At 41.7% G+C, this 14586-nt stretch carries 16 protein-coding genes; all 16 read right to left on the minus strand.

The annotated features are described in order from the left end of the window. Positions 1–780 (minus strand): UDP-N-acetyl glucosamine 2-epimerase (locus ABUA47_RS08650; RefSeq protein WP_349831535.1); only part of this gene is annotated, 780 nt, incomplete at its 3' end. Between the two features lie 25 nt (positions 781–805). Continuing rightward, positions 806–1954 carry a capsular polysaccharide biosynthesis protein CapF gene (locus ABUA47_RS08655; RefSeq protein WP_035448257.1) on the minus strand — a complete coding sequence of 383 codons (1149 nt, stop codon included), beginning with the start codon at positions 1952–1954 and terminating at the stop codon, positions 806–808. Between the two features lie 45 nt (positions 1955–1999). Next, positions 2000–3073, minus strand: a complete 1074-nt coding sequence (locus tag ABUA47_RS08660; protein WP_035448255.1) for a polysaccharide biosynthesis protein — start codon at positions 3071–3073, stop codon at positions 2000–2002. A gap of 68 nt (positions 3074–3141) precedes the next feature. Continuing rightward, positions 3142–4236 carry a 3-oxoacyl-ACP synthase III family protein gene (locus ABUA47_RS08665; protein ID WP_035448253.1) on the minus strand — a complete coding sequence of 365 codons (1095 nt, stop codon included), beginning with the start codon at positions 4234–4236 and terminating at the stop codon, positions 3142–3144. Between the two features lie 11 nt (positions 4237–4247). Further along, on the minus strand, positions 4248–4487 hold the full coding sequence (locus tag ABUA47_RS08670; RefSeq protein WP_009126887.1) for an acyl carrier protein: 240 nt from the start codon (positions 4485–4487) through the stop codon (positions 4248–4250). Between the two features lie 14 nt (positions 4488–4501). After that, the gene (locus tag ABUA47_RS08675) at positions 4502–5899 is read right to left on the minus strand and encodes an AMP-binding protein (RefSeq protein ID WP_035448250.1); all 1398 of its coding nucleotides are present in this window, start codon (positions 5897–5899) and stop codon (positions 4502–4504) included. Between the two features lie 12 nt (positions 5900–5911). Beyond that, entirely contained in the window at positions 5912–6670 is a 759-nt protein-coding gene (locus ABUA47_RS08680) for an SDR family NAD(P)-dependent oxidoreductase (RefSeq protein WP_035449241.1), read from the minus strand. A 5-nt stretch (positions 6671–6675) separates the two neighbouring features. Beyond that, entirely contained in the window at positions 6676–7428 is a 753-nt protein-coding gene (locus ABUA47_RS08685; RefSeq protein WP_035448248.1) for an SDR family NAD(P)-dependent oxidoreductase, read from the minus strand. After that, complete coding sequence (locus tag ABUA47_RS08690; protein WP_035448246.1) at positions 7429–7659, minus strand: hypothetical protein; 231 nt, start codon at positions 7657–7659, stop codon at positions 7429–7431. Positions 7660–7671: 12 nt separating this feature from the next. Next, entirely contained in the window at positions 7672–8301 is a 630-nt protein-coding gene (locus ABUA47_RS08695; RefSeq protein WP_035449239.1) for an acetyltransferase, read from the minus strand. Between the two features lie 4 nt (positions 8302–8305). Continuing rightward, on the minus strand, positions 8306–9442 hold the full coding sequence (locus ABUA47_RS08700) for a TDP-N-acetylfucosamine:lipid II N-acetylfucosaminyltransferase (RefSeq protein ID WP_035448244.1): 1137 nt from the start codon (positions 9440–9442) through the stop codon (positions 8306–8308). A 3-nt stretch (positions 9443–9445) separates the two neighbouring features. Then, positions 9446–10669 (minus strand): hypothetical protein, encoded by a 1224-nt coding sequence (locus ABUA47_RS08705; protein WP_035448242.1) that lies wholly within the window; start codon positions 10667–10669, stop codon positions 9446–9448. After that, positions 10662–11840 (minus strand): serine hydrolase domain-containing protein, encoded by a 1179-nt coding sequence (locus ABUA47_RS08710; protein ID WP_051642920.1) that lies wholly within the window; start codon positions 11838–11840, stop codon positions 10662–10664. Before ABUA47_RS08710 ends, ABUA47_RS08705 begins: the two co-directional genes overlap by 8 nt. Continuing rightward, positions 11821–12432 (minus strand): GNAT family N-acetyltransferase, encoded by a 612-nt coding sequence (locus ABUA47_RS08715; RefSeq protein ID WP_035448240.1) that lies wholly within the window; start codon positions 12430–12432, stop codon positions 11821–11823. Before ABUA47_RS08715 ends, ABUA47_RS08710 begins: the two co-directional genes overlap by 20 nt. Continuing rightward, positions 12432–13403, minus strand: a complete 972-nt coding sequence (locus tag ABUA47_RS08720) for a hypothetical protein (RefSeq protein WP_229075291.1) — start codon at positions 13401–13403, stop codon at positions 12432–12434. The genes ABUA47_RS08715 and ABUA47_RS08720 overlap by 1 nt, the downstream gene beginning before the upstream one ends. Beyond that, positions 13379–14584: an acetyl-CoA carboxylase biotin carboxylase subunit family protein gene (locus tag ABUA47_RS08725; protein WP_035448239.1), complete on the minus strand. Its 1206-nt coding sequence runs from the start codon at positions 14582–14584 to the stop codon at positions 13379–13381. Before ABUA47_RS08725 ends, ABUA47_RS08720 begins: the two co-directional genes overlap by 25 nt. Positions 14585–14586: the final 2 nt, after the last annotated feature.

Raw genomic sequence — 14586 nt, forward strand, 5'->3', positions numbered from 1 at the left:
CAGACGTTTCCTGCTACGGGGATGACAACTGTAAAGTATGGGCATGTCATATTTCTCGGCCATAGCGTTAACCGCGCTGAAAAGGGACAAGAAATTCTTCTCCGTGTCAATGTTCTCTTCCCGGTGCGCGGAGAGCAGGATATATTTCCCTTTCTGGAGATTCAATCTCTGGTGAATATCGCTGGACTCTATTTCTGCCAGGTTCCCATGCAGAACTTCAGCCATGGGCGAACCGGTTACGTATGTACGTTCTTTCGCCACGCCCGAAGCGTTCAGGTATCTGCGGGCATGCTCCGAATAGCAGAGGTTCACATCGGAAATGACGTCCACAATACGGCGGTTAGTCTCCTCAGGCAGGCACTCGTCAAAGCAGCGGTTGCCAGCCTCCATATGGAAGATGGGGATATGCAGGCGTTTCGCGCCTATCACGCTCAGGCAGGAGTTCGTGTCTCCCAACACCAGCACGGCATCCGGCTTCACCTGCACCATCAGTTTATAGCCGGCGTTGATAATATTGCCCATCGTGGCACCGAGGTCATCGCCGACGGCATCCATATACACATCGGGGTCTTTCAGCTTCAGGTCACGGAAGAAGACACCGTTCAGGTTATAGTCGTAATTCTGGCCGGTGTGGGCCAGAAGACAGTCAAAATAACTGCGGCATTTGTTGATGACAGCCGCCAGGCGGATGATTTCCGGACGGGTGCCCACTATAATCAGAAGTTTCAGTCTGCCGTTCTCCTGAAACCTGACTTGCGAATAATCCAATTTCATATCCATCTGTTCCTATATTCTTTAACTCGTTTCAGACTTTTTCAAAATAAGTGTCCGGACGTGCCGGGTCGAAACACTCGTTGCACCACATGAAGGTCACCAGGTCTTCCGTTTCCGAAAGGTTGACGATGTTGTGCGTATAGCCGGGAATCATCTCCACGACCTCCATCCTCCCGCCGCTTACCTCGAAGCTGACAACCTCCTCCGTACCTATCTTGCGGAGCTGTATCAGACCGTGCCCGCTCACCACCACAAACTTCTCGTTCTTGCTATGGTGCCAGTGCTGGCCTTTCGTAATGCCCGGCTTGGAGATGTTCACCGAGAACTGCCCGCGGTCGGAAGTACGGATAATCTCTGTAAAACTGCCGCGGTCGTCCACATTCATCTTCAGGGGATAGCTGAACCGTTCTTCAGGCAGGTATGAGAGGTATGTGGAATAGAGTTTCTTTGTAAAGGCATCGCTCAAATCCGGGACGGACAAGGTACCGGGCATTTGCCTGAAAGACCTTATCAGTTCCACAATGCCGCCCAAGGTAATGGTATGCACCACGGGCACTTCGCAATAATCCCCGTTGCGGTGTTCCCTGCCGCCCAGGGCAGAGACAAGCTCGTCCACCACATCGTCTATGTAAACCAGGTGCATCACCACCGAAGGGTCGTTCACCCGGATGGGCAAGTCATGGGCGATGTTGTTGCAGAAAGTGGCCACCGCGCTGTTATAGTTGGGGCGGCACCATTTGCCGAAAACATTCGGGAAGCGGTACACCAGTACCTTTGCACCCGTTTCCCTGGAGTACTCGAACAACAGTTGCTCCCCTGCCCGTTTCGATTCACCGTAAGGGTTGTCGAGTGCGGCCTGCGTGGAAGAGGAAATCATTACCGGACAGGTATTGCCGTACTTCTTCAATGTATCAAGCAGCGTGGAGGCGAAGCCGAAGTTCCCTTTCATAAACTCAGACGCATCCTTGGGACGGTTCACGCCCGCCAGATTGAAGACAAAGTCAGCCTGTTTGCAATAGACATCCAGTTCGGCAGGGTCACTGTCCATGTCATATTCGTAAATGGCAAGTTCCTCACCTGCAATGCCGTAATTACGGGCTTTCCCGTCACGGATGTTGTGCAGCTGGGATACAAGGTTCCGGCCGACAAACCCTCGGGCGCCGGTTACTAAGATTTTCATAAACTAATGGGATTGGATAGGATGGAAAAGTTAACAATGGCTATACTATTCACTCTTGATTTCCGCGCTCTTCGCCTTTTCCTCCATTCCGAGGTCTTCGCGGATGAAGCGGAGTTTCAAAAGAAGCTTTTTCATGCCCTCCACATCCAGGCGGGCGGTGTTATGGCTGTGATAGTCCTCTATACGGGCAATATCCTCATTGCCTTCCGTGAAGAACTTGTCATAGTTCAGGTCACGGGTGTCGCAGGGGATGCGGTAGTAGTCGCCCATGTCGACAGCCTTTGCCATCTCTTCGCGGGTTACCAGTGTCTCATACAGTTTCTCGCCGTGGCGCGTGCCGATGGTCTTCACCTCCGTCTCACCGTATTTCGGATCAACCTGCGCGTATGTTTCCTTCAAGGCCCGCGCCAGTACATCCAAGGTGGCGGCAGGAGCCTTCTGTACGAATAGGTCACCGTTATGCCCGTGCTCAAACGCATAGATTACCAGATCCACGGCATCGTCCAGCGTCATCATGAAGCGGGTCATGTTGGGGTCTGTTACCGTAATGGGCCTGCCGTTCTTTATCTGCTCCACCCACAACGGTATTACAGAACCGCGGCTTGCCATCACATTGCCGTAACGGGTACAGCAGATGGTTGTACCGGCTTCCTCACCCAGCGCACGGCCCTTGGCTATTGCCACCTTCTCCATCATGGCCTTGCTGATACCCATGGCATTGATGGGATAGGCGGCCTTGTCGGTAGAAAGCACCACCACATTCTTTACACCATGCGCTATGGCGGATTCCAGTACATTATCCGTACCGATCACATTGGTCTGCACAGCCTGCAACGGAAAGAACTCGCAGCTGGGAACCTGCTTCAAAGCAGCGGCAGAAAACACATAATCCACTCCCATCATTGCACCGTCCACAGACTGACGGTCACGCACATTACCTATGTAGAACTTTACCTTGGGATTTTGCAGGTGATGACGCATGTCATCCTGCTTTTTCTCGTCACGACTAAAGATGCGGATTTCCTTGATGTCTGAATCAAGAAAACGACGTAATACGGCATTACCGAAGGAACCGGTACCGCCAGTGATTAATAAGACTTTATCTTTAAAAATCGACATAATAATGTTTAGTAATTTCCAATTTAATAATATAAATTCTTATAAGTAAGTCAAACTAACTAATCTACTTATTCTTTGTCTATAAAATAATTTCTCCTTTCCCATTTTAGAATCTGCATTTTAGGTATCACCATAGGTTTCGTCTTCATCCACATTGTCCCCCAGCTTAATCCAAGCCCAAAAGAGGACATCAACAAGGTAGTCTCTTCCTGCATCAACCGTTCACGCAAGCGGCTCACCATTAATGAAGGAATGGAAGCTCCACCCAAGTTTCCAAACTCCTCCAGGTTATAAGGAACCTTCTCTTTGGGCAACTTCAACTTCTTCACAATACGATCCACAATCATCTTGTTCGCCTGGTGAATCAAGAAATAGTCTATATCCGTTTCACGATTAATTTTATAATCGTCTAAAAAGGTTTCGACGGATCTAGGAGGACGGGATATAGCGAAAGAAAAGACATTCATTCCATTTATCAATGTATGAATAGGAGCACGCACAATACCATTGCCAAAATCTTCATATTCAAAGGAAGCAGGTGTAGCCGGATGGCGAAAACCACCGTGAGGGGTCATCAAAGCTTCATGTCCCTTACCGTAGGTATGAAAATCAACTACAATATCATTGGCAGTCTCATCATATTCCAAAGCTATGGCTGTACCGCAGTCACCGAATAAAGGTATACGGCTTTTGTCTTTCATGGACCCCATCCGCAAAGCCGTATCACCTACAAGCAACAAGGCACGCTTTACATTACCTGCCGTCAACAGGTTACCGGCAACTGTTATGGCATACATACACCCACAACAACCCATTGGAATATCCATACAGAAACAATTTTCCGACAAGCCAAGCCTGTCTTGCAATATGCAGGAAGTAGGAGGAGTACGATAATCACCCGTAACAGACTCAAACAACAATACATCAATACTGTCCTTCTCCCAACCCAGCTCTTCAAGCAGTTTCTCGGCAGCAGCCTGGCACATATCCGAGGCGCACATTGTGTCCGGAGCGATATGCCTTTCTTTTATACCGACTGTATTATCGAATACATCAGCTTCCTCTTGGGAAAGAAGTCCCAGTTCGGAAGTTTTTACCACATTCTCCGGAACGGTCATAGCCACTCCCTTCATGCCGACATTCTTAATTTCCCATCTTGCCATTATCTTGACCCTTAAAGTTCAACTTCGTATTTTTTCAATATCTCACGTCCCTTTCCATAGGAAGTAAATTCCATGATATCCTCTGGGTCAAACATTACGTCAAAGGACTCTTCCAGCAATGCGATTATATTCAGTTGGTGAACAGAATCCCAGGATTCCACACTGTCTTTTGAAAAACTATCGTTCAACACTGCACTATCCACCCCAAACACTTCTACAAAAGCGTCATTATACTTTTCAATATTCGTCATCGTTCCTATCTTTTTTATGAATTCAACTTACTATACAATATTTTTCCCGCCTCATTCTTAGGTATGTCAGCAATCACTTTTACCTCAAAAGCCGAGGCTACCAGTTTGGTCTTTTCAACCAGTATCTCCTTTACAGCCACCGCATGTTTTTCATCGGTCAAATAGACGGTCATCTTATCGTCTGTACCCACACAAGCACACTCTATCGGATATTTCCCTTTGATTATCTGCTCGCACTCATCCAGACCGATGCGCATGCCAAACAGCTTCAAAAAACGTCCCATACGCCCCACAATGTAATAACAACCGTCCTCATCCCTGTAAGCCAAGTCACCGGTACGCATAAAGCCATTACGTTCATCGCCCAGCAGCAAATCTTCCCGACTGCAGGCATATCCCATTGTCACATTCCTGCCACGATAGCACATTTCACCTTCCGTGTGAGAACCTTCTATCACATTTCCGTCACTATCTATCAAGGACAGTTCCGCATTGGGAACTGCCCAGCCTATACTTCCGCACTTGGATATTGCATATTCAGCAGGAAGATAGGCCATGCGGGCAGTACCTTCAGACTGGCCGTAAGTAGCTATCCAGCGTTTGCCAGTATCACGGCAATATTCAGCAAACTTCAGATTCAGCTGGCGAGGCATCTTACCGCCACCCTGAGTAAGCAAAGACAAATCAGGCAAATCCATACGGAAGAAACGCATCAGATTCAAAATTTCAAAGCTGTAGGGCACTCCTGTAAAACTGGTGGCCCGCTGTTCCTTCATGAAACTCCAGAAAGCCTTGTCCGTCATGCTTTGGTGGGTTATCAATATAGTGGCACCCACATATAGGTGGCTAAATACTACGGACAGCCCCATTGTATAATACAATGGCAGCACCAGCAATGGACGGTCAGCGGAGGTCAGTCCAAAGAAAGTGGAGATATTCAGGGCTGCCGCCTCTATATTCTCATATTTATGACGAACCAATTTGGGACTTCCCGTAGAGCCGGAAGTCGGCAGCAGATGGGACAAGTCATCATGTACCCTACATGGTTCCATTCCGGTACATAGTAAAGTATAGCCATAATACTCATACACAGACTCATATTGCAGTGTGTCTGCCATCGATGATGGTACACACACATAAGGAGGACGGTAAATCTCAAACAAATTATGAAAAAGCCCTTCCTCAATATGAGCATTCAATATCAAGGGGACATTACCGGAATTAATGCTACCGATACTCCATGCTATCCCACCAACATTATTTTCTGTCAACAAGAACAACAGGGAACGCTGAGGAAGTAAAGCACCGATTTTCTCCGAAAATGCCGACAACTCCCCGTACTTCAAGACAGCCCCCGAAGCATCTATTGTGGCAACCGCCTCTTGTGGTCGCTCGTTCAAACTTAATATCATCTTATTTTTATCTTAAATGGAAGCGCAACCGTCAACCCCCAATATCTGTCCCGATATATAGGATGAACGGTCTGATGCCAGAAAGGCACAGGCATTGGCCACGTCCAAGGGAGTCCCCAAACGACCCAATGCGATTCTCTGGATACGGTTGTCAATTTTCTCACCGCTCTCTTCGTAAAGTTCGGAAAAACGCTCCGTCTTTACAATGCCCGGAGCCACCGCATTCACACGGATTCCTTGAGATGCCAGTTCCTTGGCAGCAGACTTGGTGAAAGCTATGATCGCCCCCTTGGTTGCTGAATAGGCAGACTGGCCGGGAGAGCCGAGTACAGCTGTCACCGAAGCTATATTCACAATGGAGCCGCCATGTCCTCTGGCCATCAGCCGGGAAACCAGCTGTACCATTTCTATCACAGCTATGACATTCACCCTAAACATAAGCTCGGTCTCCGGACGAAGTATCATGCCGATCTTCTTGTTGAACACAACACCCGCATTGTTCACCAATACATCAATCCGTCTTTCCTGCTTGAATACAGACATAAAGGCTGATTTTACAGCCACAGCATCAGTCACGTCAAAATACAAAGGACACACACGTGTGCCGTATTTCTCCGAACAAGCTTTCGCCCATTCATCCATAACTCCCTCTACACGGTCACAGGCATAAACCAAAGCACCATCCGAAGCAAAACGTTCGGCTATCGATTTACCAATGCCTTGTGCAGCACCGGTAATGATACATACCTTATTCTCTAAAAATCTTTCCATATCAATCATTTCAGGCTACGCCCACCATCGATTACCAGATTAGTTCCGGTAACCCATGATGCGGCATCCGACAACAAATAGATGATGGCATAAGCCACCTCACTTGGTTCTCCGTAACGTTTCAAAGGATATTGTTCTACATCTTTGGCTACATCTTCTTCTGTCAACATCCGATTGGATATCAAAGGGGTATTTATTCTTCCAGGATGTACAGCATTACATCGAATCCCCTTTCCAGCCAACTCTAAAGCTGCATATTTCATATAAGCACTCAATGCACTTTTAGAAGTTCCATAAATACCATTAGCTGGAGCAACATTATTGTAACCAGAAATTGAAGCAGTAAACACCACAGAAGAATTATTTTTAAGCCTCTTTCTCTTCACCAACAGTTTTAATAAAAGCATTGGAGAAAAACAATTTATCCGAAACACCTCATCTAATACCTCCAAAGAATAAAATTGTAAAGGAAGCATCTTTCCTATTCCGGCATTACTGACAAACCCGTCCAACAAAGGAAGCCGAGAAACCAAATCTTCACAAGCTTCTTCATTCGTCAAATCAGCAACAAGAATAGAATGACCATTGCCTAAATCTGCCAATTGTTCCTTGGTTTCTTGTAAGGCTTTCTCATTTCGACCGGTTAAAACCAACGCAGCCCCCAATCTTGAACATTCTATAGCAGTAGCACGTCCAATACCAGATGAAGCACCTGTTACAAGTATTGTCTTGCCTCTCAAAGAGAAAGGATTATACATCTACTTTTTATCCATTATTCTGTTAAACAAATCACTGATAGTTTGAGAACTACGAATATCCTCACCATTTATGGTTATCCCATAAACCTCATCCACCATTGCAATGACTGACAAAGCAATTAATGAAGACCATTCATCCAGTTCTCTAAACTTAGTTCCAGCACCCAACATTTCAACTGTTGTATCATCAAACTGTTCCGCAAAATTTTCAATAAAATCTTTGATTTCCATAACTATATATATTTAAACTAATTTCTTAGCAGGATTACCGAATACGGTTGTACCAGCTTTAACTCTTCTAATAACAAAACTACATGCACCTACATGGACATTATCTTCGACTATCACTTTATGATTAATGACCGCAGAAGTATGAATTGTTGTCTCGTTTCCTATTTGAATTCCTCCGACACAAGTAACATGAGTATCTATTCTGTTAAAATCACCAATCTTAGCATCATGCCCTATCACTGTGTACGATTGAATCATGTTGTAACTACCTATGCTACAATCAGCTCCCAAAGAGGTAAAAGCACCTATCACATTACCTTCGCCCATGCGAACATTTGACCCTATTCGAGCTGTACTGTGAACGATATTGATAAACTTGGCATTCCGTTCCATCAAGTACTCAATACAAACCCTTCTTGATTCGCCACCAATAGAGAACGTAAAGACATCATCCACTTCGGGCAAATAATGGGATATTGTCCCCAACATAGGAGGATAATCCTCAAAACCATCCAGTGCAGATAAGTTGTCGTCTATGAATCCCTTGATAGTATACTCTATGCCATAACCTATACTCTCACGAGCTACGTCAAAAATGGTGCGTCCCATACCACCAGCACCGATTATTACTAAATTCTTCATTATATCAATCAAAAAATGTGGGCATAAAATCATCATAGTAGAGCCGAGTATCCATATAACACTGCCTATTGTGTTCTTTCTCTAAAATAGACAAAGACCGCAATGAATACTCATCTATCAAATCATCTTCGAATGAGAAAATTATATAGCCCCTTGCTCTGTAGTAATTAAGCAACATATTATCATTTCGCAAAAAAACTTTCACGCCATTTCTCAATAGCTGGATAATATTACCTGATGCCTCTTGACGTCGCTGTCCGAAGATGGCAACATCCACTTTTTCAAGTAATCTGAAATACTCTTCCTTCGGTAAATAAGTAGTTATCGGAGAAAATGAATTTCCAAACAACTTATCACCCATCTTAACGACACCCCGTTTCACCCAACTACTACCATAAGATAATGGTACTATCACATCGTATTGCTTGGTGCAATTAAGCTCTTTAAGCCTACGAAATACAGTTTTATGATTACCGAAAGCTGAAGCCTGATGGTTTACCATTATTGTTGCAGTCTGCCTATCTTTCAGGTCAAAAAGATAAGGTGGTGCTTCTCCTCGCTTACTGGCTGAGTAAGCAAATAACTTATACTTTATAGGAACATTAAAGTATTTCTTCAACAAATCATAATCATCCTTAAACCAAAAACAGAAATAATCTATATGAGGAAGCATTTCCATCACTACTGACGGCAAATAACGTCTACACAACTTACGAATGAGCTTACTACATGCATTGGGCACATAATAAGAAGATATTTTAAAAGGCGAAAAAGGTTCATCCAATAATTTATAGTTCTTTTCATACCCCAACGTCTGATAAAGTTCATATCCCCAGAACAGCCAGTACACAGTAAACTTTCTTTTCGTCTGGAGGAATTTCAAGATTGATGCAAACTTAATCGAACACCCATGAAACACTATCTTATCAATATCATTGTCAACGCATAGCTTCCAAAGTTTCCCAAAGTTTCGTTCATCATAAAGATTCAATATAACAAAATTCTCTGGATGTTTGATTATTCTCAATGCGCCTGTTTTCTTTAGGATAACGAAAGTATTCGTATTGGGATAATACTCCTCAAACACACGCCTTGAATGTTCTATAAAGTTATGGTCAAAACCTATATGTAAAGCCGACATAATTTATTTGTTTTCTAACTTCAAAATGGGTAAACTCAATATAAAAAGGTAGAGCCATATTGGTTTCAAAGGATAATCACGGATTAAGTTACCTACGATGAATACTATCAAGAAGCCCAAAGTCCAAATAGAGCGATAATTCCAATAATAAGCCACCAGAAACAGCAGTAACAACACTGTACCCAATACCCCTCGGATAAAGAAATATCGTTTGTAACCAGCACATCCAATCGTAATGTTTTGATTGGCATTTTTCTCACTACCAAATGCGTCTCTTCCCATACCCGTCCACACTTTACTACTAGATAGGTATTTGTCAAATTCCGCATCGAAGTACATGGATGTTCTATTATTACCCACCATCTCACCATCTTCAAACTCTATACGATGGAAAATCATCTGATAAAGTACGTTATCTCCATTATTGTAGAAATAAGATATTATACCAACTGTAGCAAAAAGACTTCCAAATACAATAATCCAAATAATTTTTCTCATTTGGATGAAATATATTATCACTGCCCCGACCAACAAACCATACGCTGCAAGTGACAAAGAGAACAACACCCCTGCCAGCAAGATTTTATTTCCAAATTCACGCAAACGAAAGCGGTTTATACAAAGTAAGAACACACACATCGTGCCCAAATGTCCTGGTTCTAAAAAAAATCCGGCAAAGCGGGGTACAAGTTGTAGGTCTGGATCACCATTCAGATTGAATAAATAATAGATAGTGTGATAGTAATATGGGTCTGAAGCATCCGTATAATGAGGCAATGGAAACTTCAACAAGAACAATATCCAACCGACCAATGAAATACCTACACAAAACTGAATCACCTTTATGACAAAGTTTAGTATCTGCCTTTTGAACTGAACAGGAATAAGTATCAGTATTTCGGTACAAAACAGCGTTGACATAGAAGCTAGGATAGCTATCGGATTCAAGTCGGATACGCACAAAGTTTCATATGCGAACAAGAAAAGAAGCAAAGCCATACTATGAAATACACTAATATATGTATATCTAAAATGATTGACATACAATCTTAAGTGAAACAAAAAAACAGCTATGCCAAAAACAACAATAATAATCTCGGGTATTGGTCTTACCCACAGAATACGTTGAGACTTGAACATCAGCAACAGCACGGCAAAAGCCAACACAAAGATGTCAAATTTTGGCTTTGTAATAGCTACTTTACTTTCGTACAGGAATTCAGTCATTCTCAGAAAAATAATTGTATAGTAGTTTGATTAACGGCTTATGTATATCGTTATACCCATCAATATATTCTGATGCACTACCGCTGCATATAATGACAAAGCCCATTTGATGCTTAGGGTCGAATATCATTGCACTTTTCAGTCCAAATCCGCCCCCAGTCTGTCCGTACAATGTTGTATTGGGAACTAAACCACGATACTGCCGAAATGCAAAACCGTAATTGTTCTTTCCTACATAATTCTCACGCATCATCATTTCACTTCTTAATGACAGTATGGTAGCCTGCCTAAGAGTACCACCTTTCATGTGCATCATCATATACTTGGCCAAATCTGTAGTAGTTATTTTCATACCAGAATCGGGATAAACCAACCCTATAGATTTACCTAATGTATAATGAGTCTGAATTTGATATCTATAAGGACGATAGGCTTCATCGTCCTCTCTAAACGCCCCCGATTCCTTATTATAACGATAGAGCCTAACAAACTTGGTTGAATCTAACAAATTGCAATTAAAACCACCTTGAATATCAAGCGGCTTCATTATTCTACTATCAATCTCAGTGTCAAATCTATTTCCAGTAGCCCCCTCTATCACCGCACCGAGTAGCAAATAATTGTAATTGCAATATTTGTACTCCATACCAGGTTTAGTTTCAGAAAAGCACTTAGCATAGTTGTCAGAAATAATAGGATTGATTATGTCAAGCGACCACCAACGTTGTGAATCATTAATGCTTGATGTGTGAGTAAGCAACATCCTTACAGTTATGGGCTTATCTCTATAGGAAGGATTTCGCAAAGGGAATTTGAGAAATTTCTGAACATCATCATCCAAGTTCAAAACACCTTCTTCTACAAGTTGCAATATGGTGGTAGCCACAAAGGTTTTTGATACAGAAGCAATACGAAATAGGTCATCATTCTTCAAAAGTATTCCTTGATTGTTAACTGTTGGTACTTCTTTATATCCCCAAGAATGAACATAAACAATAGAATCTCCTTTGACAACCGCAATTCCCAGACCTGTCATTTTCATCTTGTTAAAAATGGCCTCTATCTGAGCCTCAAGAGATGAATGATTCTCATTATCAGAAGCTACACCAGAAAATGCACATTCCAACAAGACAAAAATAAATAATATCGTTTTACAGCCTACTCGCAGCATAACTATTCCTTAAATGTCTCACCTTCTTGGCAAATACGGACAATGAATAATCGCCACGCTCCATCCATTCCTCATAGTCTGCCCTCAAAAGAGAATATACACACTGATCATGGTACTTCCCATCCTTATAGATGGCTTCACGATATATTCCTTCCAACTTATATCCACTAGCTTCCATAATTACTCTTGAAGCAATATGTTCTGATAAACATTTACCTTCGTAGCGATTGATATTAAGATGATTAAACACCAATTCTCGGATAAGCATTCCTACCTCATACCTAATGATACCATCTTGATAAAGAGGGTCTATTACTATCCCCCCACCCACGGCTGTACGGTTGAGATAATCTATATTATTGACCGAGACATATCCTACCATCTTCCGGCTATCGTCATTCAAACAAATAGCTAAATAAATATCTTTTCGGTTATCCATCATTTTTGATTTAACCCACTCCTTTTCAATTTCCAATGAAACATATTTAAACGAAGTGGAAACTAATTTCTGGATTTCAAAATCATTTCTCCACTTATTGATAAGAAGAGCATCTTCTATCTCAAACCCCCTCAAAAAAATACTATTTCCCATCAAGCTAAAAGTTTTATTATATAATCCATTTCCTCTCTTCCATATCTTTGATCTATAGGCAATGCTATTATATTATTAGTCAATTCATATTCCAACATATCTTCCGAACACCATTTCAAAACATTCGGCCAATATGTAGCTATATATATTCTGTTATCTATTAATTTTTTACGTAATGTTTTATCATCCACATAATAAGGATAAACCATAGGACATTCAAACAAGTCCAAAGAATCTATATTCAGTAAATTGTTCCTTAATAGAGCCTCATGAAGAATATTGAAATTATCTATTCGTTTCTTCTTTATATGTTCATAATCTATTCCACATAAAATGTTACAAGTCAATCGTGACATTTTAGAAATTGGAATATAATCAAGAGCATCATCATTATATCTAAAAGAAATATAACCCTGCTCAGCTCCTTCATCAATCCGTTGTAACAAATGCTGCATCCGCATATAAGAATAATGATAAGTAATATCTCGGTTTAAGCAACAGTCTGTGTATAAATATCCTCCGTCAGATACTCCTAAGAATTTTCGAGGAGAATAAAAAGTGTCTATACCATCTATACGAGAAGCAAAAAATGCTTGTGCATTATCAACAATCAGTTGTGTCCCATAAATGGTAACCAACTTTTCCACACAACTCTGCTTTAATCCAAAATAGTTGGTATAAAGAAATGCTTCTTCCGGAAGTAGTTTTGTTATACCAATAGGTTCCAACAACTCATTTATAGAATAAAACTCGTAAGAAATATGATGTTTCTCCAAAGGTTGCAACATCACTTCACATGTATAATAAGGTATATAAACTTTTTTGTAATTACGAGCTAATAATATATATTCAAAACAGTTACGAGCTGTATTCAGTGAAATAGCATCTTTATGATACTCCTCTCCTTTATGTAATTCCAACTCAAAGTATCCCCCTATTGCTTCCATTATCTCACATTCACCTTCAACCATTGACGTTGTGTAGCCAAAGCATGTTCCAATTCTTTCAAAGAATCAAATTTCAAAATCAACATTCCTATAGCATTGTTCGCTCCTTCAAAGCTCTCTACTTCATCCCCGACCTCTACCCACAAATCTTCTTCAACAATTTCTGCCGAAAAGCTCTTTGATATTTCAAGCCCCATAAAACGCCCTGCATTATCAGCATGAAGTACAATTTCTGCCCAATATCCTTGGTAAGTTTTTTGCTTTATTTCTCCAATAGTATCTCCTACTGAGGCACACACAGCAGCAGTAATAAGATCCACTCCTGTAGCATAACGAATCATTTCTGAAAGCCGATTACCTCCTCCACGTGGAGAAACTTCCATAATATAAGGCTTGCCATCCACACCAATCCGTGTTTCTATATTATACACAGAAGTATTCATATTCAAAAGTTTAAGCAATCGTTGTAGTTCAAAACTAAGTTCTGACTCTTGCTGTATAGTCATAGTAGAAGGCCATGAGTATGCAGCTGGAACGAATGTACTTGCCGCATACTCATCAAAACGCTGGGCAGAAAATGAGACAAACTTAAGTTCTCCGTTTATTGAAAAACAATCGCTATCCGAAGAACAACCTTCTTTCTCTATAAACTGTTCTACAATGATTTTATTCTTGATTGAATGGGCAAAAGCATGCAATAAAGCTTCTTTCAAATTCTTTTCTTTATCTACACGAGTCACCCCCTTAGAACCTGCTGAATCTGTAGGCTTTACTATAAGAGGGTAAGAAAATATAGCAAGATCCGACAAAGCATCCTCTAAAGAGGAAAAAGCCAAACTCCAAGGTACATTAAATCCATGAATAGCTAAAAACTCTCTGAACTTATCTTTATTCTGAAGAATCTCTACAGATTCGTACGGACCAAAAGAAGGAAGAGACATTTTGTTCTGCACATAAGAAGCCGCCACAACTCCAGGATCAACACCAAACGACATAATACCATCTATTTCTTTCTCACACGCAACCTTCAATACTGCCTCTTTATCAACAATACTCACATTTACGTATTCATCACTATATCTATGTGCAATATTATCGGGCAAATAATCCGCTGTAATCACATAATAGCCTTGTTTATGAGCTGCATCTATCACGGGAAGAAGGTAACGAATACCTCCTAAAAGCATGAGTTTCTTCTGTTTCATTT

The organism is Bacteroides sp. RTP31139st1_H2_RTP31139_211217, assembly GCF_040227615.1.
GTDB lineage: Bacteria > Bacteroidota > Bacteroidia > Bacteroidales > Bacteroidaceae > Bacteroides > Bacteroides uniformis.